Origin of the sequence: Streptomyces sp. NPDC002467 (genome assembly GCF_042889825.1) — a bacterium.
GTDB lineage: Bacteria > Actinomycetota > Actinomycetes > Streptomycetales > Streptomycetaceae > Streptomyces.
Window position 1 is genome coordinate 191,813 of the sequence record NZ_JBIARJ010000010.1, and the last position, 22,280, is coordinate 214,092.

17 protein-coding genes are annotated in these 22,280 nt (G+C 72.5%); 7 read left to right on the top strand and 10 right to left on the bottom strand.

The genetic code is table 11. The features are described from left to right. Window positions 1-66: 66 nt before the first annotated feature. From murD to rsmH, 7 genes are all read right to left on the bottom strand, one after another. Window positions 67-1,614 (bottom strand): UDP-N-acetylmuramoyl-L-alanine--D-glutamate ligase, encoded by a 1,548-nt coding sequence (murD, locus tag ACFYYJ_RS22095; RefSeq protein ID WP_385133264.1) that lies wholly within the window; start codon window positions 1,612-1,614, stop codon window positions 67-69. After that, the gene (mraY, locus tag ACFYYJ_RS22100; protein ID WP_376660688.1) at window positions 1,596-2,666 is read right to left on the bottom strand and encodes a phospho-N-acetylmuramoyl-pentapeptide-transferase; all 1,071 of its coding nucleotides are present in this window, start codon (window positions 2,664-2,666) and stop codon (window positions 1,596-1,598) included. The genes murD and mraY overlap by 19 nt, the downstream gene beginning before the upstream one ends. Then, window positions 2,663-4,081, bottom strand: a complete 1,419-nt coding sequence (murF, locus tag ACFYYJ_RS22105; RefSeq protein WP_389134719.1) for a UDP-N-acetylmuramoyl-tripeptide--D-alanyl-D-alanine ligase — start codon at window positions 4,079-4,081, stop codon at window positions 2,663-2,665. Before murF ends, mraY begins: the two co-directional genes overlap by 4 nt. Next, window positions 4,078-5,772: a UDP-N-acetylmuramoyl-L-alanyl-D-glutamate--2,6-diaminopimelate ligase gene (locus ACFYYJ_RS22110; RefSeq protein ID WP_389134722.1), complete on the bottom strand. Its 1,695-nt coding sequence runs from the start codon at window positions 5,770-5,772 to the stop codon at window positions 4,078-4,080. Before ACFYYJ_RS22110 ends, murF begins: the two co-directional genes overlap by 4 nt. A gap of 37 nt (window positions 5,773-5,809) precedes the next feature. Further along, entirely contained in the window at window positions 5,810-7,795 is a 1,986-nt protein-coding gene (locus ACFYYJ_RS22115) for a peptidoglycan D,D-transpeptidase FtsI family protein (RefSeq protein ID WP_385363996.1), read from the bottom strand. Between the two features lie 375 nt (window positions 7,796-8,170). Then, window positions 8,171-8,746 (bottom strand): hypothetical protein, encoded by a 576-nt coding sequence (locus ACFYYJ_RS22120; RefSeq protein WP_389134726.1) that lies wholly within the window; start codon window positions 8,744-8,746, stop codon window positions 8,171-8,173. Then, on the bottom strand, window positions 8,743-9,702 hold the full coding sequence (gene rsmH, locus ACFYYJ_RS22125; RefSeq protein WP_385134054.1) for a 16S rRNA (cytosine(1402)-N(4))-methyltransferase RsmH: 960 nt from the start codon (window positions 9,700-9,702) through the stop codon (window positions 8,743-8,745). The genes ACFYYJ_RS22120 and rsmH overlap by 4 nt, the downstream gene beginning before the upstream one ends. 247 nt (window positions 9,703-9,949) lie before the next feature. On the opposite strand from rsmH, the gene ACFYYJ_RS22130 reads away from it, so the two are divergent. The 6 genes from ACFYYJ_RS22130 (at window position 9,950) to ACFYYJ_RS22155 (ending at window position 17,924) form a co-directional block, all read left to right on the top strand. Further along, window positions 9,950-10,564, top strand: coding sequence for a beta-class carbonic anhydrase (locus ACFYYJ_RS22130; RefSeq protein WP_385134051.1), 615 nt, complete (start codon window positions 9,950-9,952; stop codon window positions 10,562-10,564). A 137-nt stretch (window positions 10,565-10,701) separates the two neighbouring features. Further along, window positions 10,702-11,712 carry an AAA family ATPase gene (locus ACFYYJ_RS22135; protein ID WP_385134048.1) on the top strand — a complete coding sequence of 337 codons (1,011 nt, stop codon included), beginning with the start codon at window positions 10,702-10,704 and terminating at the stop codon, window positions 11,710-11,712. After that, window positions 11,712-13,082, top strand: coding sequence for a DUF58 domain-containing protein (locus ACFYYJ_RS22140; protein ID WP_389134730.1), 1,371 nt, complete (start codon window positions 11,712-11,714; stop codon window positions 13,080-13,082). The genes ACFYYJ_RS22135 and ACFYYJ_RS22140 overlap by 1 nt, the downstream gene beginning before the upstream one ends. After that, window positions 13,079-15,493, top strand: coding sequence for a transglutaminaseTgpA domain-containing protein (locus ACFYYJ_RS22145; RefSeq protein ID WP_389134733.1), 2,415 nt, complete (start codon window positions 13,079-13,081; stop codon window positions 15,491-15,493). Before ACFYYJ_RS22140 ends, ACFYYJ_RS22145 begins: the two co-directional genes overlap by 4 nt. 605 nt (window positions 15,494-16,098) lie before the next feature. Beyond that, window positions 16,099-16,275, top strand: a complete 177-nt coding sequence (locus ACFYYJ_RS22150; protein WP_389134736.1) for a hypothetical protein — start codon at window positions 16,099-16,101, stop codon at window positions 16,273-16,275. Beyond that, window positions 16,272-17,924, top strand: a complete 1,653-nt coding sequence (locus ACFYYJ_RS22155) for an IS200/IS605 family accessory protein TnpB-related protein (protein WP_389134738.1) — start codon at window positions 16,272-16,274, stop codon at window positions 17,922-17,924. The genes ACFYYJ_RS22150 and ACFYYJ_RS22155 overlap by 4 nt, the downstream gene beginning before the upstream one ends. A gap of 6 nt (window positions 17,925-17,930) precedes the next feature. On the opposite strand, the gene ACFYYJ_RS22160 is transcribed toward ACFYYJ_RS22155, so the two are convergent. Genes ACFYYJ_RS22160 through ACFYYJ_RS22170 form a run of 3 tightly spaced genes read right to left on the bottom strand, consistent with a single transcriptional unit; the run spans window position 17,931 to window position 21,509 of the window. After that, window positions 17,931-18,578, bottom strand: a complete 648-nt coding sequence (locus ACFYYJ_RS22160) for a TetR/AcrR family transcriptional regulator (protein ID WP_385130624.1) — start codon at window positions 18,576-18,578, stop codon at window positions 17,931-17,933. 14 nt (window positions 18,579-18,592) lie between these two features. Next, the gene (locus tag ACFYYJ_RS22165) at window positions 18,593-20,680 is read right to left on the bottom strand and encodes a YhgE/Pip family protein (RefSeq protein WP_389134741.1); all 2,088 of its coding nucleotides are present in this window, start codon (window positions 20,678-20,680) and stop codon (window positions 18,593-18,595) included. Continuing rightward, entirely contained in the window at window positions 20,652-21,509 is an 858-nt protein-coding gene (locus tag ACFYYJ_RS22170) for an ATP-binding cassette domain-containing protein (protein ID WP_389134744.1), read from the bottom strand. The genes ACFYYJ_RS22165 and ACFYYJ_RS22170 overlap by 29 nt, the downstream gene beginning before the upstream one ends. 191 nt (window positions 21,510-21,700) lie before the next feature. Between ACFYYJ_RS22170 and ACFYYJ_RS22175 the strand changes: the two genes are divergently transcribed. Continuing rightward, complete coding sequence (locus ACFYYJ_RS22175; protein WP_385364163.1) at window positions 21,701-22,195, top strand: SAV_6107 family HEPN domain-containing protein; 495 nt, start codon at window positions 21,701-21,703, stop codon at window positions 22,193-22,195. The last annotated feature ends 85 nt before the right edge of the window (window positions 22,196-22,280 follow it).

The window sequence follows — 22,280 nt, forward strand, 5'->3', positions numbered from 1 at the left end:
GATCTTCCCCTCCACTCGTACGAAGCGAGCCGCCGGCCGGAGGGAACCGCTCCCGGAGCCCCCGGCCTAGGCCGTGTTCGCGGCGCTCTCGGCGGCCAGTTCGCGCACCGCGTCGGCGAACGCGTCCCCACGCTCGTTGTAGTTCGCGAACATGTCCATCGAGGCGCAACCGGGCGCCAGCAGGACCGTGTCGCCGCGCTCGGCGAGCCGGGCCGCTTCGCGGACCGCTGCGAGCATCGCCCCAGTGTCGGTCCGGTCGAGGTCGACGACCGGGACCTCGGGCGCGTGTCGCGCCAACGCCTCGGCGATCAGCGCCCGGTCGGCGCCCATCAGCACGGCGGCGCGCAGCCGCTTCGCCGCCTTCCGGACGAGCTCGTCGAAGGTGGCGCCCTTGGCGAGGCCGCCGGCGATCCAGACGACCGGCTCGAACGAGGCGAGGGAGGCCTCGGTGGCGTGCGTGTTGGTGGCCTTGGAGTCGTCGATGTAGGTGACCCCGTCGACCTCGTCCACGTACGCGACGCGGTGGGCGTCCGGGCGGAAGTCGCGCAGCCCGTCGCGGACCGCGCGCGGCTCCACGCCGAAGGCGCGGGCCAGGGCCGCGGCGGCGAGCGCGTTGGCGATGTTGTGCGGGGCGGGCGGGTTGACGTCCTCGACGTGGGCGAGTTCCTGGGCGTTCTTCTGCCGGTTCTCGACGAAGGCGCGGTCGACGAGGATGCCGTCGACGACGCCGAGCATGGAGGGGCCGGGGGCGCCGAGGGTGAAGCCGATGGCCCGGCAGCCCTCTTCGACGTCGGCTTCGACGACCAGGTCCTCGGTGGCCTTGTCCGCCACGTTGTAGACGCATGCCACCGTGTTGCCCTCGTAGATACGGCCCTTGTCGGCGGCGTACGCCTCCATCGAGCCGTGCCAGTCGAGGTGGTCCGGGGCCAGGTTGAGCACGGCCGCGGAGTGGACGCGCAGCGAGGGCGCCCAGTGCAGCTGGTAGCTGGAGAGCTCGACGGCGAGTACGTCGTACTCCTGCTCGCCGAGGACCACGTCGACGATGGGGGTGCCGATGTTGCCGACGGCCGCGGTGCGGAGCCCGGCGGCCTTCAGGATCGACGCCAGCATCTGCGTGGTGGTGGTCTTGCCGTTGGTCCCGGTGATGGCGAGCCACTCGGCCGCGCCGCTCGCGGGTGCCTCGGCGCCGGCGGCGCGGAGCGCGACGCCCGCTTCGCGCAGGCGCCAGGCGATCTCGACGTCGCCGACGACGTCCACGCCGGCCTTGCCGGCCTCCAGGAAGAGCGGGCTGTCCGGCTTCCAGCCGGGCGAGGTCACCACGAGCTCCGTGCCCTCGGGGAGGGTCTCGCCGGCCTTGGCGCCGTCGTCCAGGCGACCGAGACGGACCTCGATGCCCAGTTCCGCGAGGTCGGCGGCCTTCGCTCGGTGCGCGTCGCCGTCGCCGTTGTCGACGACGGTCACGGCGGCGCCGAGGCGGGCCAGGGCGCGGGCGGCACTGATGCCGCTGATGCCGAGACCCGCCACGGTGATCCGGCCTGGCAGACCGAACCGGCCCAGGGCATCGGGGCCGAGCACGTCGGCCAGGTCGGTGGTGCTCACTTGTCGGCTGCCCATCCCGCGTAGAAGAGGCCGAGGCCCACGATCACGCACATGCCCTGGATGATCCAGAACCGCACGACGACGAGGACTTCGGACCAGCCCTTGAGTTCGAAGTGGTGCTGCAGCGGTGCCATCCGGAAGACGCGCTTGCCGGTCAGCTTGAAGGAGCCGACCTGGATGACGACCGACATGGTGATGAGGACGAAGAGGCCGCCGAGCAGGGCGATCAGGAACTCCGTGCGGGAGCAGATCGCGAGGCCGGCCAGCGCGCCGCCGAGCGCCAGCGAACCGGTGTCGCCCATGAAGATCTTGGCGGGCGAGGTGTTCCACCACAGGAAGCCGAAGCAGGCGCCCATGAGGGCCGACGCGACGACCGCCAGGTCGAGGGGGTCGCGCACCTCGAAGCAGGCGTTGGGGTTGGTCAGCGTGGCCGCGTTGGCGCAGGACTCCTGGAACTGCCACACACCGATGAAGGTGTACGCGCCGAAGACCATCACCGCGGCGCCGGTGGCCAGGCCGTCGAGGCCGTCGGTCAGGTTCACGCCGTTGGACATCGCCAGGATCATGAACAGCGCCCAGACCACGAACAGCACCGGGCCGATCGACCAGCCGAAGTCCGTGACGAACGACAGCTTGGTGGAGGCCGGGGTGAGCCCGCGCGAGTCCTTGAACTGGAGTGCGAGCACCGCGAAGGCGATGCCGACGATCAGCTGGCCGGACATCTTCGCCTTGGCGCGCAGACCGAGCGAGCGGCGCTTGACGATCTTGATGTAGTCGTCGAGGTAGCCGACCAGGCCCATGCCCGCCATCAGGAACAGGACGAGCAGGCCCGAGAAGGTCGGTTCACTGCCCGTGATGACCTTCGTCAGGACGTACGCGACGATCGTGGCCAGGATGAAGGAGATGCCGCCCATGGTGGGCGTGCCCTTCTTGCCGGCGTGGCCGCGGGGGCCGTCGTCGCGGATGAACTGGCCGTAGCCCTTGCGGGCCAGCAGCTTGATGAGCAGCGGGGTGCCGATGACCGTGAGGAACATGCCGATGACACCGGCGAACAGGATCTGCCTCATCGGCCGGCGACCTCGCCCTCGAGCAGCGCCAGCGCCACCCGCTCCAGACCGACCGACCTGGAAGCCTTCACCAGCACGACGTCACCCGGGCGCAGTTCACTGCGCAACAGGTCGACCGCCGCCTGCGCGTCGGACACGACCACCGACTCCTCACCCCACGAACCCTCGTTATATGCGCCCAGTTGCAGCCAGGACGCTTCCCTGCCCCCGACTGCGACGAGCTTGCTCACGTTGAGCCGGACGGCGAGCCGTCCCACCGCGTCGTGTTCGGCGAGCGATTCGTCACCGAGTTCGGCCATGGGACCGAGCACCGCCCACGTGCGCCCCCCGTTCGCCCTGGCCGGGCCGCCCATCGCGACAAGTGCGCGCAGTGCGGCCCGCATGGACTCGGGATTCGCGTTGTAGGCGTCGTTGACGATCGTCACACCGTCCGCCCGCTCGGTGACCTCCATCCGCCACCGTGACAGCGTGCCCGCCCCGGAGAGCGCGGTGGCGATCTCCTCGACGGACATTCCCAGTACATGGGCTACGGCGGCCGCGGCGAGCGCGTTCGACACGTGGTGCTCACCGTACAGCCGCAAGGTCACATCGCTGCACCCGGTCGGTGTGTGGAGTGTGAAGGAGGGTTGGCCCGAGGGTGTCATCCGGACCTCGGTGGCCCGGACTTCCGCGTCCTCGGCCTCGCCGAAGAGGACCGTACGGGCCTTGGTGCGGGTGGCCATCGCGCGCACCAGCGGGTCGTCGGCGTTGAGGACGGCGATGCCGCCCTCGGCCTCGGCCGGCAGGGCCTCGACCAGCTCTCCCTTGGCCTGTGCGATCTGCTCGCGGCCGCCGAACTCGCCGATGTGGGCGGTGCCGACGTTGAGGACGAGGCCGATCCGCGGCGGGGTCAGGCCGGTGAGGTAGGCGATGTGGCCGATCCCGCGGGCCCCCATCTCCAGTACCAGGTGGCGGGTTTCGGGGGTGGCCTTGAGCGCGGTGAGCGGCAGGCCGATCTCGTTGTTGAGGGAGCCGGGTGTCCACACCGTGGGCGCGTGGGTCTGGAGCACCTGGGCGATGAGGTCCTTGGTGGAGGTCTTGCCGGCGGAACCGGTCAGGGCCACCACGTCGGTGCCGAGCCGCTCGACGACGGCGCGGGCGAGGGCGCCGAGCGCCTTCTCCACGTCGGGGACGACGACGGCGGGCACGCCGACCGGCCGGGCCGCGAGGACGGCCGCGGCTCCGGCGGCGACCGCGCGCCCGGCGTAGTCGTGGCCGTCGACGTGCTCGCCCTCGAAGGCGGCGAACAGGCTGCCGGCCTCCACCTGACGGGAGTCGATGACCACGGGCCCGCTGATCCGCACCGACGGATCCGGTATGTCGTGGGGCCGCCCGCCGGTGATGTCGGCGATCTCGGCGAGGGAAAGGGCGATCACTGGTTCACCTCGGCCTGTCGGGCGCTGCTCTGCTGGGTCTCGATGGCCGCGCGGAGCACCTCGCGGTCGTCGAAGGGGCGTACGACGCCCGCGGTGTCCTGGCCCTGTTCGTGGCCCTTGCCGGCCACGAGCACGGTGTCACCGGGCTCGGCGCGCGCGACGGCGGCGGCGATGGCCGCGGCCCGGTCGGCGTCGACGAGGACGGTGCCCCGCTCGGCGGCCGGTACGGACACGGCGCCCTCGAACATGGCGGCGAGGATCTTGAGGGGGTCCTCGGAGCGCGGGTTGTCGGAGGTCAGGACGGCCACGTCGGCGTACCGGGCGGCCGCGGCGCCCATGGGGCCGCGCTTGGTGGTGTCGCGGTCTCCGCCGCAGCCGAGCACGATGTGCAGCTTGCCGGTGGTGACCTCGCGCAGCGCGCGCAGCACCGACTCGACGGCGTCCGTCTTGTGGGCGTAGTCGACGACGGCCAGGTACGGCTGTCCCGCGTCGACCCGCTCCAGCCGGCCGGGGACCCCGGGGACCGCGGCGACGCCGTCGGCGGCGGTCTGCGGGTCGATGCCTGCGGCGGCGAGCGTGACGATCGCGGCGACGGTGTTGGCGACGTTGAACGGGCCGGGCAGCGGCGCGGTGGCCCGTACGCGCTGTCCTTCGGGGCCCAGCAGGGTCAGCGTGGAGCTCGCCGGCCCGAAGACCACGTCCTCGGCGCGCCAGTCGGCGGCCGGGTCGCCGACCGCGGAGAAGGTGACGACCGGGACGGTGGCCTCCTTGGTGAGGCGGCGGCCGTACTCGTCGTCGAGGTTGACCACGCCCAGGCGGGAGCGGCGGGGGGTGAAGAGCCCCGCCTTCGCCTGGAAGTAGTCGTCCATGTCGGTGTGGAACTCCATGTGTTCCGGGCTCAGGTTGTTGAAGACGGCCACGTCGAAGACGCAGCCGTCGACCCGGCCGAGCACCAGGGCGTGGCTGGAGACCTCCATGGCGACGGCCTCGACGCCGCGTTCGCGCATGACCGCGAAGAGGGCCTGGAGGTCGGTGGCCTCGGGGGTGGTCCGCTCGGACTTGATGCGTTCGTCGCCGATGCGCATCTCGACGGTGCCGACGAGCCCCGTGCGGCGGCCCGCGGCGCGCAGGCCGCCTTCGACGAGGTACGCCGTGGTGGTCTTGCCCGAGGTGCCGGTGATCCCGATCTGGAGCAGGTCCTCACCGGGCCCGCCGTAGATGGCGGCGGCGAGCTCGCCCATCCGGCCGCGCGGGTCGTCGACGGTCAGGACGGGCAGTCCGGTGGCGGCGGCGCGCTCCTCCCCCGCGGGGTCGGTCAGCACGGCGGCCGCGCCGAGACCGGCGGCCTGGGCGGCGAAGTCGGCGCCGTGCGTCCTGGCTCCGGCGAGGGCCGCGTACAGGTCGCCCGGGCGGACGGCACGGGAGTCGTGCGTGATGCCGGTGATCGCCGCGGCGTCCGGTTCGGGCAGCCCCAGCAGGGCTGCCAGCTCGCCGAGGGCGGTCTGGCGGACGGACTCGGGCCGCGGCGCTCCCGGCGGCACTGCCGGGGCGTCCTTCTGGGTCGTTCTGGGCTGATCAGCGTGGGGCACGGCGGTGAGCGTACCGGGCGCGGCGGGCCGCCCGCGAAGTGAGGGCCCGGGCTCGGAGCCGTCGGCCGACTGGTTCCCCGGTTTCGGGGTGATCGTTGTCACTGGTGGTGCCTCGCGCTTTTCGGGCCGGTACGGCCGGTCACCGAGCCGGCTGCGCAGCGGGCTGCCGGCCGGGTTCGTAGGTGACCGGAAGTCCGGCGGGGGCGGATCCGGTGGGGGCGACCTGGAGGGTCTTGAGGGCGAACTCCATGACCTTCTTGTAGATGGGGCCACAGATCTGGCCGCCGAAGTAGCTGCCCTTGGTGGGGTTCTGGATGGCGCAGTACACGGTGATGCGGGGTTTGTCGGCCGGGGCGAACCCGGCGAACGAGGCGGTGTAGCCCTTGTAGCGGCCGGTGGCCGGATCCACCCGGTTGGAGGTGCCCGTCTTGCCGCCGACCCGGTAGCCGGGGATCTTCGCCTTGGTCCCGGTGCCCTCCTGGTCGTCTACCACCGATTCGAGCATTTCGGCCAGGGTCTTGGCGGTCTCCTTGCTGATGACCTGGTTCTGCTCGGGTGCCGGGGCGGGCGTGAAGCGGCCGTCGGGGCCCTTGGTGCCGCGCACGAGCGTCGGCTCGATGCGGAGGCCGCCGTTGGCGATGGTCGAGTACACGGAGGCCGCCTGCATGGCGTTGAGGGACAGGCCCTGGCCGAAAGGAATCGTGTACTGCTGGGAGGTGGACCAGTCCTCGGGCTTGGCGAGGATGCCCCGGGACTCGCCGGGGTAGTTCAGGCCGGTGGGCCTGCCGATGCCGAACTTGGACAGGTACGAGTACAGGACCCTGTTGGCCTCGGGCTGGGTGGGGCCGAGCTGGCCGGTGGCCAGGATCGTCCCGATGTTGGAGGACTTGGCGAGGACCCCGTTGAGGGTCAGGTACCAGGTCGGGTGGTCGATGTCGTCCTTGAAGAGCCGGTCGCCGCGGTGCAGCCGGTTGGGCACCTCGACGGGCGTCTCGGGCGTGGCCTTCTTCTCCTCCAGTACGGCGGCCATCGACATCACCTTGGCGGTGGAGCCGGGCTCGTACACGTCCTGGAGGGCGGCGTTGCCCATGGCGGTGGAGCGGGCCCGGGTCAGGTCGTTGGGGTCGAAGCCGGGGGCGTTGGCCATGGCCAGCACCTCGCCGGTGCGGGTGTCCTGTACGACGACGTAGCCGCGGTCGGCGCCGGACTTCTCGACCTGCTCGGCGATGGCGCTCTGCGCGGCCCACTGGATGTCGCGGTCGATGGTCAGCTCGACGTCCTCGCCGGGCACGGCGGGCTTCTCGCTGGAACCGGCCGTGGGGACCTTGCGGCCGCCGGACTGGGCGTAGGTGATCTCACCGTCCTTGCCGGACAGCTTCTTGTCGAGGGAGGACTCCAGCCCGCCCGCGCCCTTGCCGTCGGCGTTGACGTAACCCAGTATCCCGGCGGCGAGGTCGCCGTTCGGGTACACGCGCTTGCTGCTGTCCTCCTTGAACACGCCCGCCAGGACGTTGGCGCCGGGGCCGTTGTTCTTCTTGTCGGCCGCGGCCTTGTCGGCGAAGACCCGCTTGAGGTCCTTGATCTGGTTCCAGACCTGGGGGGTCTGGCGGTGGGCCAGCACGACGTAGCGGGAGTTCTTGGTCTTCAGCTTGGCGGTGAGCGCCTTGGCGTCCGCGCCGAGGATGGGCCCGAGGAGGGCGGCGGCCTGCTCGGGGGCGTCCGGGGCCTTGCTCTCCTGAGCGGTGAACATCTTCGGGTCGGCGGTGATGTCGTACGCGTCGACGCTGGTGGCCAGGGCCACGCCCTTGCGGTCGGTGATCTCGCCGCGTTCGGCGGCCAGCTTGACGCTGGTGTAGCGGTTCTTGGAGGCCTCGGCGGAGAAGGCGGAGGCGTCGACGGCCTGCACCTGGAGCAGGCGGACGACGAAGGCGACCATGACCAGCGTCAACCCGACGCCGACGAGCCGCAGCCGGGGGCGGGGGCTGCCGAGCCGGATGGTGTGCGGCTTGCGCTGCGCGGCGGGGCGGCGGGTCGCGGGCCGTGCGGTGGGCCGCGCCCGGTCCCGGTCCCCCGGCCTCGGCCGCCCGGGCCGCGGCACCCGCCGCCGCGGGTCCTGCGGGCTCACCGGGCCACCGCTGCGGGCAGGGCCGCGCCCGGCCTCCTGGGGCTCCGCCCCAGACCCCGCTCCTCAAACGCCGGAGGGGCTGACTTCGGGCCACTGCCGTCCGCCAGGCGCGGCCGGTCCACCCGCAGCGCGAATCCCGCCCCGCCGGGGGCGATTCCAGCCCCGCCGGCGTTTGAGGCGCCGCCGGAGGCGATTTCAGCCCGTCCGGGGCGCACCTCCCAGCGGTGGCTCGGGAAGTTCGAGGACCGAGGGTCCGGGGCGGAGCCCGGGGGGCGGGTCCGGGCGGAGTCCGGGGAACCGGGGGCACCTCCCAGCGGTAGCTGGGGGAGGAAGGGCGGGGTGGGGCAAGGCCCCGCAGGGATCCGCGTCACGACGTCACCTTCCAGGAGTCTGGCTGGGCTGCGGGCCACCGCCGGGAGTCGGCTGGGCCTGGGACGGACTCGCCGGGGCGGCCGGGCCCGGGGCCGACGCGGCGGCGGCGGACGGCGGCGGCGACGGGGCCGGCGGGGGCTCCGCCTCGGCGGCGGTCCCCGCCACCTTGCCGTCCGCGCCGATGAAGACCGGGCTGCCGCCCGGGACCAGGCCCAACTCCTGCGCCCGCCGCTGCAGGGCGTCCGGCGCCGAGTACCCGTCCACGTCCCGCTGGAGCGCCTGCTCCTCGTCCGTGAGGGTGGTGGTCTCCTTCTTCAGCTTCGACAGCTGGAAGGAGCCCTCGTTCAGCGCCGAGTTCAGCAGCAGCAGGCTGATGAGGCCGCCCGCGAGCAGGGCCACGACGAGCAGCACGAACGGCGTCCGCGCCGCCTGCCCTCCCGACCGGGCGGGTCGGACAGTCCGCGCGGGCCCGGCGGCGCGGACCGGCCGTCCGCCGAGCGCCTTGCGCGTCAGCGTCGCGAACTTCCCCGGCCCGGCCGCGGCTCCGGCCTTGGCACCGGCCCCGCCGGCTTTCGTCACAGTCGCGCCTCCCGGATGCGCTCCACTCCGCGGAACCTCGCCGGCGCGGCCCGCCGGTTCTCGGCGACCTCCTCCTCCGTCGGCAGTTCCGCCCCGCGCGTCAGCAGCTTCAGCTTCGGCTGGTACTTCTCCGGTACGACCGGCAGCCCGGGCGGGGCCGTGGAGGTGGCACCCGCCGCGAAGACCTGCTTCACCAGGCGGTCCTCCAGCGAGTGGTACGAGAGGACGGCGATCCGGCCGCCGACCGCGATCCGGTCCACCGCCGCCGGGATGGCCTTCTCCAGCCCGGACAGCTCTCCGTTGACCTCGATGCGCAGGGCCTGGAAGGTCCGCTTGGCGGGGTTGCCGCCGGTCCGCTTGGCCGCCTGGGGCAGCGAGTCGCGGATCAGCTCCACGAGCCGGGCGCTGTTCGAGAAGGGCTCCTTCTCGCGTTCCCGGACGATCGCCGACACGATCCGCTTGGCCTGCTTCTCCTCGCCGTACTGGCGCAGGATCCGTACGAGCTCGCCCGCCGCGTAGGTGTTGAGCACCTCGGCGGCGCTGATGCCCGTCGTCTGGTCCATGCGCATGTCGAGCGGGGCGTCCTGCGCGTAGGCGAAGCCGCGGTCGGCCTCGTCGAGTTGCATGGAGGAGACGCCGAGGTCGAAGAGGATGCCCTGGACCGCGGGGATGCCCAGTCCGTCGAGGACCTCGGCCAGGTCGGCGTAGATCGCGTGGACGAGGGTGGCCCGGTCGCCGAAGGGCGCGAGGCGTTCCCCGGAGAGCCGCAGGGCCTCCTTGTCGCGGTCGAGGCCGATCAGGTGCGCCTCGGGGAACCGGGTCAGCAGGGCCTCGCTGTGGCCGCCGAGGCCGAGGGTGCAGTCGACGACGACGGCCCCCGGCTTCTGCAGCGCCGGGGCCAACAGGTCCAGGCACCGCTGGAGCATTACCGGGACATGTCGGGACTCGCTGGTCAAAGCGCCCTCTCAGATAACGGCGCGGCAGGCATACGCCGCGCCGCGCACGCGGAGTGTTACCAGGGGGCCGGGCGGCCGGTGAGGGCCGGGCTCCGGCCGGTTCGCGTCACTTTAGTGCAACGGTCGCCGCGGTCAACGAACCGCCCCGCGTGCGGTGCGCCCCTCTCGTACGGAACCCGCGAATGCCCCGAATCACCCGTACGGCCCCCTCCTGCCACCCCTGTGGATTAGCTCACAACAAAACCGGTTGACCTTCTTTGTCCGTCCTCACCCGGTGCCCGGACCAGCTGTGACCACTAACGTCGTATCCATGACGACTTCCGCATCCGTGCCCGCCGAGTCCGCACACAAGGCCCCCGTCGGAGGCACCGTCACCGACCGACTGGTCGAGGCGAACCGTGCCTACTCGGCCGAGTTCACCGATCCGGGAATGGACGCGCGCCCCGTGCTCCAGGTGGCGGTCGTCGCCTGCATGGACGCCCGACTCGACCTGCACAAGGCCCTCGGCCTGGAGCTCGGCGACTGTCACACGATCCGCAACGCGGGCGGCGTGGTCACCGACGACACCATCCGCTCCCTCACCATCAGCCAGCGCGCCCTGGGCACCCGCTCGGTCATACTCATCCACCACACCGGATGCGGTCTCGAACGTCTGACCGAGGACTTCCGGCACGAGCTGGAGGACGAGGTCGGCCAGCGTCCCTCCTGGGCCGTGGAGGCCTTCCGGGATGTGGACCAGGACGTTCGCCAGTCCATGCAGCGCGTCCGCACGAACCCTTTCCTGCCCCACCGCGACGATGTGCGAGGCTTCGTCTTCGACGTGCACACCGGACTCCTGCGGGAGATCGATCCCAGCTCTTGAGTGACACAAGGCCGTAACGCCGTCAACAATGCGGGGAGACGCCACCCGGGACCCCCCGGGCCGGTGTCCGCGTTTTGGGGTGGGCCGGTCATGCGCCAAGGGCGTCGGCCCTGGATTTTGGGCCGAGGAGTACCAAGGTGACGACGTATGACGACCGAGCGAGCCTCGCGGATCTGACGAGCACGGCGGAGCGGGTGCGCCACTCGGTCGAGAGCGTGATCGAGGGCAAGCCCGAGGTCGTCCGCCTCGCGCTGACCGTGCTCCTCGCCGAGGGGCACCTGCTGATCGAGGACGTCCCCGGCGTCGGCAAGACGATGCTCGCCAAGACGCTCGCCAAGTCCATCGACTGCTCGGTGCAGCGCATCCAGTTCACGCCGGACCTGCTGCCCTCCGACATCACCGGCGTCAGCATCTACGACCAGCAGCGCCGCGAGTTCGAGTTCAAGCCCGGCGCGATCTTCGCGCAGATCGTCATCGGCGACGAGATCAACCGCGCCTCCCCCAAGACCCAGTCCGCGCTGCTGGAGTCGATGGAGGAGCGCCAGGTCACCATCGACGGCACCACCTACACGCTGCCGAGCCCCTTCATGGTCGTCGCCACCCAGAACCCGGTCGAGATGGAGGGCACCTACCCCCTCCCCGAGGCCCAGCGCGACCGCTTCATGGCCCGCGTCTCCGTCGGCTACCCCGGCCCCGACGCCGAGCTGCAGATGCTCGACGTGCACGGCGGGCTCTCCCCGCTCGACGACCTCACGGCCGTCGCGCACGCCCACGACATCGTCAAGCTCATCGAGGCCGTCCGCGAGGTGTACGTCGCCGAGCCCGTCAAGCGGTACGTCGTCGACCTGGTCTCCGCCACCCGCACCCACCCCGACCTGCGCCTGGGCGCCTCGCCCCGCGCCACCCTGCACCTGCTGCGCGCCGTGAAGGCCTCCGCCGCGCTCTCCGGCCGGGACTACGTCCTGCCCGACGACGTCCAGGCGCTCGCCGCCCCGGTCCTCGCGCACCGCCTGCTGCCCACCGCTCAGGCCCAGCTGAACCGGCGCACCGCCGAGCAGGTCGTCGCCGACATCGTGCAGCGCACCCCCGTACCGGCCGCACACCACGGCGGCGAGATGCCGCCCGGCGCCGGCCTCCGGGGCTTCTGATGAGCGCCGGTGCCCCGCGCGGCGCCGGTGGCGAGGACAGCGGCGGCGGGCTGCGCGCGTCGCTGTCCGGCCTGACCACCCGCGGCCGTTCGTTCCTGGCCGCCGGGATCGCCGCCGCCGCGTGCGCCTACGTACTGGGCCAGAGCGAACTGCTGCGGGTCGGCCTGCTGCTCGTCGCCCTGCCGCTGATCTGCGTCCTCGCCCTGCACCGCACCCGCCACCGGGTGTCCGGCAGCCGACGGCTGAGCCCCGGGCGGGTGCCCGCGGGCACCGAGGCCCGGGTGCAGCTGCGCATGGACAACGTCTCGCGCATGCCCACCGGACTGCTGATGCTGCAGGACCGGGTGCCCTACGTACTGGGCCCGCGCCCGCGGTTCGTCCTGGACCGGGTGGAGCCCGGCGGGCGCCGCGAGGTGTCCTACCGGGTCCGCTCCGACCTGCGCGGCCGCTACCCGCTGGGCCCGCTCCAGCTGCGCCTGACCGATCCCTTCGGGCTGGTCGAGCTGACCCGCTCCTTCAGCACGTACGACACGCTCACCGTCATCCCGCGAACCGAGCCCCTGCCGCCGGTCCGGCTGGCGGGCGACTCCTCCGGCTACGGCGACGGCGGCCGCCGCTCGCTGGCCCTGGCCGGCGACGACGACGTCATCCCGCGCACCTACCGACGCGGCGACGACCTGCGCCGGGTCCACTGGCGCTCCACCGCCCGCTACGGCGAGCTGATGGTGCGCCGCGAGGAGCAGCCCCAGCGCAGCCGGGCCACCGTCCTGCTGGACACCCGCGACATCGCCTTCGAGGGCGCGGGCCCCGACTCCGCCTTCGAATGGGCCGTGTCCGCGGCCGCCTCCACGCTGGTGCACCTGCTCGAGCAGGGCTTCTCGGTGCGACTGCTCACGGACACCGGGACCTCGGTGCCCGGCGAGGGCGCCGGCGGCTTCTCCTCCGGCGGCCACGAGTCCGCGGAGGCGGCCGGGTTGATGATGGACACCCTCGCGGTGATCGGGCACTCCGACGGCGCGGGGATCTCCCGTGCCCACGACGCGCTGCGCGGCGCCGCCCAGGGCGGCGGGTTCGGCGGCGACGGCCTCCTCGTCGCCTTCTTCGGGGACCTGGACGACGTACAGACCGAACTGGCGGCCAAGATGCGCCAGCGTGCGGGGGCCGCGGTGGCCTTCGTACTGGACTCGGCGGCCTGGGCCGGCGAACCCGCGCTCGCGCAGGACCTGCCCTCGCCGGCGGAGCGGCTGCGCAGGCTGCGCGACGCGGGCTGGACGGCGGTGGCCGTCCCGCCCGGGGCGGCCTTCGGCGAGCTGTGGCGGCACGCCGGGGCCGCTCCCCTCGGCACGGGAACCTCCGGAGGACGCGGATGAGCGGGCGCGCGAGACTGACGCTGTTCGCGGCACTGGCGACACTGCTCACCTCGTGGTCACTGACCCCGCTGGTGCAGTCGTCGGCCTGGCTGCTCCAGGCGGTGCTGCTGCTGGCCGTGCAGAGCGGGGTGGGGGCCGGGGCGCGGCGGGTGCCGCTGGCCCGGTCGCTGACCGTGGCCGCGCAGGCCCTGGTGTCACTGCTGGTGCTCATGTTCGTGTTCCTGGGCAAGGGCGAGTCGACCGGCCAGGGGCCGTTCGCCTACCTCGTCACGGACTTCGGGGCGCTGTACGCGCAAGGCGCGCAGGACGTGAACGAGTTCGCCATACCCGCCCCGATGACGGACGGCATCCGGCTGCTCCTGCTGTCCGGGGTGCTGCTGATCGGGCTGCTCGTCGACACGCTCGCGGTCACCGCGCGGACCGCGGCGGCGGCCGGACTGCCGCTGCTCGCGCTGTACTCGGTGGCCGCGGGCCTGTCGGGCGGCGGCAAGGCCTCCTGGTTCTCCTTCCTCCTGGCGGGCTGCGGCTACCTGTTGATGCTGCTCGCCGAGGGCCGCGACCGACTCGCCCAGTGGGGCAGGGTCTTCGGCGCGGCCCCCCGGGACCGGGTCTCGGCCTCCACCGGCCTGGGCGGCGGTGCGGGCGGACACGCGACGGCCCCGGTGCGGACCGGGCGGCGGATCGGCGCGGTGGCGCTCGGAGTCGCGTTGGCGGTTCCGGCGGCGCTGCCCGCGCTCGGCGGCGGGCTGCTGGGCGCGCGGGGCGAGGACGGCGGCGGCAGCGGTGCCGGCGGGACGATCTCGGCCGTCAACCCGCTGGTGTCCCTGCAGAGCAGCCTGAACGCGCAGGACAACCGGGTGGTGCTGAAGTACCGCACCGACAGCCCCCAGCAGAGCGACCAGTACCTGCGGATCCTGGCCCTCGACGAGTTCAACGGGGTCAAGTGGGAGGCCTCCGGGCGGGCGTTGACCGACGTACCCGAGCAGCTGCCGACGCCCGCCGGGCTCAGCGCGGCGGTCCGGGCGGGCGCGACCGAGGTGCGGACGAGCGTCTCGGCGGCGGACAGCTACACCCAGCGCTACCTGCCGATGCCGTATCCGGCGACGCAGGTGGACATCGGCGGGAAGTGGCGGTTCGAGCCGGAGGGCCGGACCCTGGTCGGCGACCAGCTGGCGAAGGACAAGTTCCAGAACGTCCAGGGCGCGCAGTACACCGTACGGAGCCTGCTGCTGAAGCCGACGGCCCAGCAGCTCTCCAAGGCCCCGGCACCGGACACGGCCGTCCTGGCCGAGTACACCAAGCTGCCGGACGACCTGCCGCCGGTGGTCGCGGAGACCGCCCGCCAGGTGACGCAGGGGGCGAAGGACAACTACACGCGGGCGGTCAGGCTCCAGGACTACTTCGCGGTGAACGGCGGCTTCCGCTACAACACGAAGACCGCCTCGGGCACGGGTTCGGAGGCGGTCGCGAAGTTCCTCGCCCAGAAGGAGGGCTTCTGCGTCCACTTCGCGTTCTCGATGGCGGCGATGTCCCGCTCCCTGGGGATCCCGGCCCGGGTGGCCGTGGGCTTCACGCCCGGCGAGAAGCAGGCGGACGGCAGCGTGAACGTCTCGATGCGGGACGCGCACGCCTGGCCCGAGCTGTACTTCGAGGGAGTGGGCTGGACCCGGTTCGAGCCGACGCCCCGGTCGGGCATCACGGTTCCGGACTACTCCCGCCCGCAGGCGCAGCCGGCCCAGCCGTCCGCGCCGGCGCCGCTGCCGTCGGCGAGCACGCCCGCGCCTTCCGCGGCCCCGTCGCAGGCGGACGACTGCCCGCCGGACATGAAGAAGCTCGGCGAGTGCGGTGCGGCCATGGCGGCCAAGCGCCCGTCGGCCGGCGGCGGGCCGTCGGCGACGACGGTCGCGCTGTGGGCGGGCGCCGCGCTGGCGGTGCTGGGCCTCCCGCTGCTGCCGATGCTGTGGCGGAGCAGGCTGCGGGCGCGCCGGCTGGGCTCGGGTGACGTGCTGACGGCCTGGCGGGAGCTGGGTGACGCGGCGTGGGACGTGGGCGTGCCGCCGGACGGGGCGCTGTCCCCGCGGCGGGCCGCGGCGCGCGTGGTGGACCTGGGCCGGCTGGAGCCGGACGCGGCGGCTGCCGTGCACCGGGTGGCGGGCGCGGTGGAACGCTCCCTGTACGCGCCGCCCGGCGCGGAGGGCTCGTACCCCGATCTGGCCTCCGACGTCCTGCTGGCCCGCGCCGGCCTCCTGTCGGCGGTGACCCGCCGGTCGCGGCTGCGCGCGCTGCTGCTTCCGCGCTCGGCGGCCCGCCTCTCCTGGGCGGCCTCGGCCCGCTGGTCCTCCGCGACCACGGCGACGTCGGCCCGCCTGGCGGCGGTGCGCCTGCGTCTTCCCCTCCGGGGCCGCGGCTGACGGGCGGGCCCTGCGGGCGGCTCTGCCCCTCCCCGCCCTTCCACCGTTCCCCGGGGCTCCGCCGCGGACCCCGCGCCTCAAACACCGGCGGGCTGGAAGATCCAGCCCGCCGGTGTTTGAGGCGATCTTCGAGCGGCACAGGGCAGACGGCAGCGGCCAAATCCAGCCTCGCCGGCGTTTGAGGCGCGGGGTCCGGGGTGGAACCCCGGCAGCGGCGCCGCACCCGGCATCCGAACCGGCACCCCCGCGGAAGCGAAACGGCGAGGCTCGATCCCCCCGAGCCCCGCCGTTTGCGCCCCACACCCCCGTATCCGGACCGGGAGACACCCGCCCCGCTCCGCAGCCCCGTGTCGGCGGTGCGGGCCGGGTCTCCCGTCCGTGGTCCCCAGTCTGGCGTCCGCGCAGGTGGGGGCCCATCCGCGCGCCTACTCATATCCGCGTCTAGGTACGGATACTCAGTCGCCGCGGCGGGGCCCCACCAGTTCTACGGGCTCCACGCCCCGCGCGGACACCGCCGACCGGGGGTCAGCGCCGGTGCGACCGAACCTTTGATTCGCTCATGTGAGTGATAGTGCATTTGAGCGGCCGTCGTTACGGTCGGGTGCATGAACCTCAAGGAATGGGCGAAGGCGCAGGGTGTGCATTCGCAGACCGCGTATCGCCGGTTCCGTGAGGGCGCGTCGTGGGCGCCTGCGGAGCGATCAAGGCCACGCACGTTCCTGGCGGTGACCACTGCGGTGGTCGAGCACGGAGACCGTCTGGGAAGTGGTGGCTGCCGATGACTGAGCAGCCGAAGAAGAAGCAGCTGCGCACCATCGACGCGCCGTTCGTGGCCCCCGGCCCGTCCGGCGTGGCGATACGCGACCGCCTCAAGCACCTCACCCCCGAGGACGAGAAGGTCTTGCAGCTCGTGGGTGGACACCTTGGACACCTGGCGTCCTTCGATCTGGCAGCCCGTTGCGCCGATGGCAACGACCATGACGCGCAAAGATGGGCGGCCCGCAAACAGGGTCTGACCGCCGCATCGTCGTCCCGCTGGGCGGGCAGCATCACCAAGGCCACGCACGACCAGTGGGCGCTGTCCCGCCGTTGTCAGCTCGCGTACATCCAGAACATCGAAGCCGGTGTCCGCATGCTGACGCACAGGCTGTCCCAGCCTCTTGGAGGCAAAGGCAGCAAGCGGGCGCCCGGCGGCTACCGGTCCAAGGGGGAGTGGTTCCACAAGTCCCGTCGCCTGCACACCCTGGAACACCGCCTCGACACGGCTCGGGCCGACCGGGAGAACGGTGTCGTGCACGTCGTGCGCGGCGGCAAGAAGCTCCTGGGCAACCGGCACCACCTCGAAGCGGCGCATCTCACCGAGGCCGAGTGGCGGCATCGGTGGGAGGCGGAGCGCTGGTTCCCGGCCGCTGACGGCGAGTCCGGCAAACGCTTCGGCAACGAGACCATCCGTGTCGCCTCGGACGGCGAAGTGTCCCTCAAGCTGCCCGCGCCGCTGGCACACCTGGCGAACGCGAAGCACGGCCGGTACGTGCTGACCGCCCGCATCGCCTTCGCCCACCGGGGCCAGGAGTGGCGGGACCGGATCGACGGCAACCGGGCCGTCGCCTACCGCATCCACTACGACGCCCCGCGCGGGCGCTGGTACCTCACAGCGTCCTGGCAGCGCCCCGTGGTCCGGACGGTCCCGCTGGAGACGGCACGGGCCAAGGGCGTGATCGGCGTGGACACCAACGCCGACCACTTCGCCGCCTACCGGCTCGACGCCCACGGCAACCCGACCGGCGAACCGCGTCGCTTCCCCTACGACCTCAGCGGGATGGCGGACCACCGGGACGCGCAGATCCGGCACGCCATCACCCGGCTACTGCACTGGGCCAAACGGGCCGGCGTCGCCGCGATCGCCATCGAAGACCTCGACTTCACCGCAGAGAAGACCCGCGAGAAACACGGCCGCAGGAAACGGTTCCGGCAGCTCATCTCCGGTATCCCCACCGGCAGGCTCAAGGCCCGACTCGTCTCCATGGCGGCTGCAGCCGGCCTCGCGATCATTGCGGTCGACCCCGCCTATACCTCCCTGTGGGGTGACCAGCACTGGCGCAAGCCGCTGACCACCCCACGACGCAAGATGTCCCGACACGATGCCGCCGGTATCGCGATCGGGCGACGCGCCCTCGGACACCCCATCCGGCGACGGACGGCACCGCCCCACGACGACCAGAGCGATCGTCGCGGGCATCGGACCGCCCAGGCCGGAAGCGGTACCCGAGGACGCGAGGAAACCCGCCACCCCGCAACGGACCGTGCACACGATGCACGCGCCCGAACGGGGACAAGACGAAGAACGCGGGCGACCAGTGCATCCAAAACCGTTCGGGATGCGCTCAGTACCAGGACGTGGGTCCAAGACCCACTCCTGCGCACTGGCTAGGAACGGTCAGTGGCCGCTGACCCGACCCCGCAGCAGCAGCGACAGCGCCGAGTGGACGTCGTCCAGGGACCGCTCGCGCTGGAAGGACTGCCAGTCCAGCGCCGCCACCAGCACCATCCCGACCAGTGCCGCCGCCGTCAGCGGCACGTCGATCTCCGCGCTCAGCTCACCCCGCTCGACGCCCTCCGCCAGCACCTTCTCCACGACGGCGACCGCCTCCTGGCGGACCACCATCAGCGTGGACTGCCAGGTCCGGTTGGTCCGCCACAGCTCGGCGACGTACAGCTGAGTGAAGGCCGGGTAGCGGTCGATGAAGACGAGACCGGCCCGGATCATGCCGTCGAGGGCCTCGACCCTCGTGCCGCCCCGTGCCTCGGTGGTCTCGGCGGCTTCCCGCAGGGACGCGGTCAGCAGTCCGACTCCGTGCCTCAGCAGTTCCTCGAAGAGGTCGTTCTTGCTGGCGAAGTTGTAGTAGACGGTGCCCTTCGCCACGCCCGCCCGCTCGGCGATCTCCTCGACCGTGGTCGCCGAGAAGCCCTGCTCCGCGATGAGCGTCACGGCCGCCTCGTAGAGCTTCTGCCGCGTGGCCTGCCGTCGGCCGCCCGCGCTGGTACCGGTGCTGCCGGTGCTGCTTTCCATGGCGCTGATTCTCACAGGTCAACCGCTCCCTACAGGCTCAGTTCCGGGTGCAGCCGGTCCATGGTCCACACCTGCTTGCCGCGGGCGGCGAGCGCGGTGAGCGCGAGGGCGCCCACCGTGAAGGCGAGCAGGACCCCGCAGCCCTGCCAGACCGCGGTGAGCGGACCACCGCTGATCAGGTGGCGCAGGCTCTCGACGATGTACGACATCGGCAGGTACGGGTGGATCGCGTTGAAGAAGCCGGGGCTGGTCTGCACCGGGTAGGTGCCGCCCGCCGAGGTCAGCTGGAGCATCAGCACGGCGAGGACGAGGATCCGCCCGGCCGCCCCGAACTTGGCGTTGAGCCACTGCACGATCGCCGCGAAGCAGCCCGTGACCAGCATCAGGAAGCCGATGGTGAGGGCCGGGTGGGCCATCTCCAGGCCGAGTCCGAAGTGCAGTACGGACATCAGCGCGCCCACCTGTGCCGCACCGAGGCCCGCTACGGGCAGCCAGCCGGCGAGGGCGATCCGCCAGGGCGAGGCGCCGGCGGCCAGGGCCCGCTTGTTGAGCGGGGCGATCAGCATGTAGGCGACCATCGCGCCGACCCAGAGCGAGAGCGGGATGAAGTAGGGGGCGAAGCCGGTGCCGTAGTTGGGCGCCTTGTGCAGGGACTGGTTGGCGAGCCGGACGGGGTCGGCCATGACCTCGGTGCGGACGTCGCGCTGCTGCTCGTCGTAATTCGGGATCTTGTCGACGCCCTCGTGGAGGCCGCCGGCGAGTTCGCCGGTGCCGTCGACGAGCTTGTACATGCCGCCGCTGAGGCTGTGCGCGCCGTCGCCGGTCTTGCCGACTCCCTCGCCGATGGCGGCGGAGCCGTCGGTGGCCTTGCCCAGGCCCTCGTGGAGCTGGGCCATGCCGGTGGCGACCTTGTGGGCGCCGTCGTTGAGGGCCTTGGCGTCGGCGACGGCCTGGTCGAGCTTGCCGGCGAGGCCAGGGGCGCCGTCGGCCAGCTTGCGGGCCTGCTTCTCCAGGTCGGCGAGCTGCTTGCGCAGGGCCGCCAGGTCTCCGCCCGAGTCCTTGACCAGGGTGTCGACGTCGCCGGTGAGCCGGGCGGCCTCGGCGGTGGCGTCCTTCAGCTTCTTCATGTCGGCGCACGTGGCGGGCAGCGGCTTCGGCGCCGCGCCGGTGCAGGTGCGGGCGTAGGTGTCGGCGGCCAGGGTGGCGGCCTGCTTGCTGACCCTGGCCGCGGCGGGGGCCTTCTTGCCGAAGGTTTCGAGGTGGTCCTTGACGACCCCTGCGGTGTCCGCGACGAGCAGGGCCGCGTCGGCGAGCTGCTTGGGGTTGTCGAGGTAGGGGCGGACCTGGGAGGCGGTGCCGTTGACCTTGTCCGCGACCTGCTGGGTGCCGGCTGCGACGTCCTTGGTGCCCTTCGCCAGCTTGGCGGAGGCCTCGCCCAGCTTCTTCAGCCCGCCGGTCAGTTCGCCGTTCTTCTCCTCGACGGTGTCGAGTCCGGCGGCGATCTCCTTGGCGCCTTCCTGGGCCTTGCCCGCGCCGTCCTTGAGCTTGTCGGCGCCGTCGGCGGCCTGGGCGGTCTTGTCGTGCAGGTCGGAGAAGGAGACGAAGATCTTGTCGAGGAAGCCGCGGGAGGCGTTGGTGGACGCCGCCGAGCGGACCTCGGAGAAGACCGTCCGGGAGATCGAGCCGACGATGTAGTTGTTGGCGTCGTTGGTGCGGACCTGGAGGGCCCCGGTGGTGGGGTCCTGACCGGAGCTGGAGGCGATCCTCTGGCTGAAGTCCGCGGGCATGGTGAGGGACAGGTAGTACGTCCCGTTCTCCAGGCCCTTGGCGGCTTCCTCGGGGCTGACCTCGCGCCAGTCGAAGGTCTTGCTGTCGTGGAGCTTCTTGGTGATCTCGCCGCCGGCGTCGATGTGCTTGCCGTCGACGGTGGCGCCCTTGTCGGAGTTGACGAGGGCGACGGGCACCTTGTCGAGGCGGCTGTACGGGTCCCAGAAGGACCAGAGGTACAGGGCTCCGTAGAGCAGCGGCAGCAGGAGCAGCGCGACGAGAGCGGCCCGGGGCAGCTTCCCCCGCCCGAACCGCTTCAGCTCAAGCGCGGCCAGCTTCGGCGAGCGCATCGTCCGCCCCCTTCGTGTCTTCGTTGTCGGTGTCGGTGTCGGTGCCGGTCTGGGTGCCGGTCTCGGCGTCGACCTCGGCGTCGACCTCGGCGTCGACCTCGGCGGTGACGGCCTTGGTGGTCGCGGCCCCCGGGCCGGCGCCGGTCCGCAGGACCATCGCGTCGGCCGGGGCCTCGCTGCACACCGCGAGGACGGTGGTGCCCGCGGCGGCGATCCGGCGGAGCATCGCCCAGGCCTCGTCGCGTTCGGCGTCCGAGAGCTTCAGGTCGAGGTCGTCCAGGGCCAGCAGTCGCGGCTCGCCGAGCAGGGCGATGGCCACGGACAGCCGTACGGCCTCCAGTCGTTCCAGGTCGCGTACGGAGGTCCGCGCGCCCTTCGGCAGCGTGTCGAGGTCCAGTCCGGCGGTGGCGAGCGCGGCGTCGATGCGGCCCGCGGTCGCGGCGCTGCGCTCGTCGCGGGGGCGCAGCAGTGCGCGGACGGATCCCTCGTAGCGGCGCTGGAGCAGGGCGCCCTCGCGCAGTTGCTCGGCGACGGTGAGGGCCTGGTCGAGCTCGTTGACCCCGGTGACCGGGCCGAGGGCGGCGGTCTTGCGGACCGCGGTCATCCGCTTCGGCAGCCGGTGGCCCCCGATCTCGGCGTGGCCCTCGGTGGCCTTCATCCGTCCGGTGAGGGCGAGGAGCAGGCAGGTGCGGCCGCTGCCGGAGGGGCCTTCGACCGCGATGAGCGAGCCGGGCGCCGCGTCGACGCCGATCCCCCGGAAGGCCCATCCTCGCGGGCCCTTGAGTCCGAAGTTCTCGGCTTTGACGGCCGCGCCGTGCGGGCTGTCCACGCCGTCCCCCCTTCTTTTTGAACTGACCGGTCAGTTCAAAAACTAGCACCCCTTTCCGCACCACGCGCGCAGGAGGGGGCAGTTGCCGTGTCGACGGATGCAAAACCGCAGGTCAACGCGATTGTCAGTGGTGACCGTCACGATGGGAGCAGGCAGCAACACACGTGCAAGGCATCGACAGGAGGTTCGTCATGGCCACACCGTCCCCGTCCCCTGTCCATCCCGTCCCGCGCAAGTCGACGGCCGATCCGTCCGCGCTCGACCTGCTCGAAAAGGCGCGCGCCGGCCTGGCCGAAGCGGCGCGGCTGACCCGGCCCAACGAGCGGTACGCCACCGCCCACCTGGCCGCGCTGCGCACCGCCGCGGCCGTGCTCGCCGCGCGCGGGCGGCCGGAACCGGTCAACCCGCGGCGGCGGCCCCGGATCCGCAGCGCGTGGGAGGTGCTCCCGGAGATGGCGCCGGAGCTCTCCGAGTGGAGCGCGCTCTTCGCCTCCGGCGCGGCGCGCCGGGCCCGGGCCGAGGCGGGGATAGCGGGCGCGGCGAGCCCCCGCGAGGCGGACGATCTGGTGCGCGCCGCCTCGATGTTCCTGCGCCTGGTGGAACGGATGCTCGCCCTCCGGCCACTGACGCAGACCCTCCCGGGGCCCTTGCCGGGACCTCGTCCGGAGCGTCCGGACGCGGGATGAGCTGCCGGACTGCGCAAGGCAATAGGGTGGGACCGGGTGGGGCACTGACGGCCCACCCGATTCCCTAGCGCGCCGAGGAGCCATC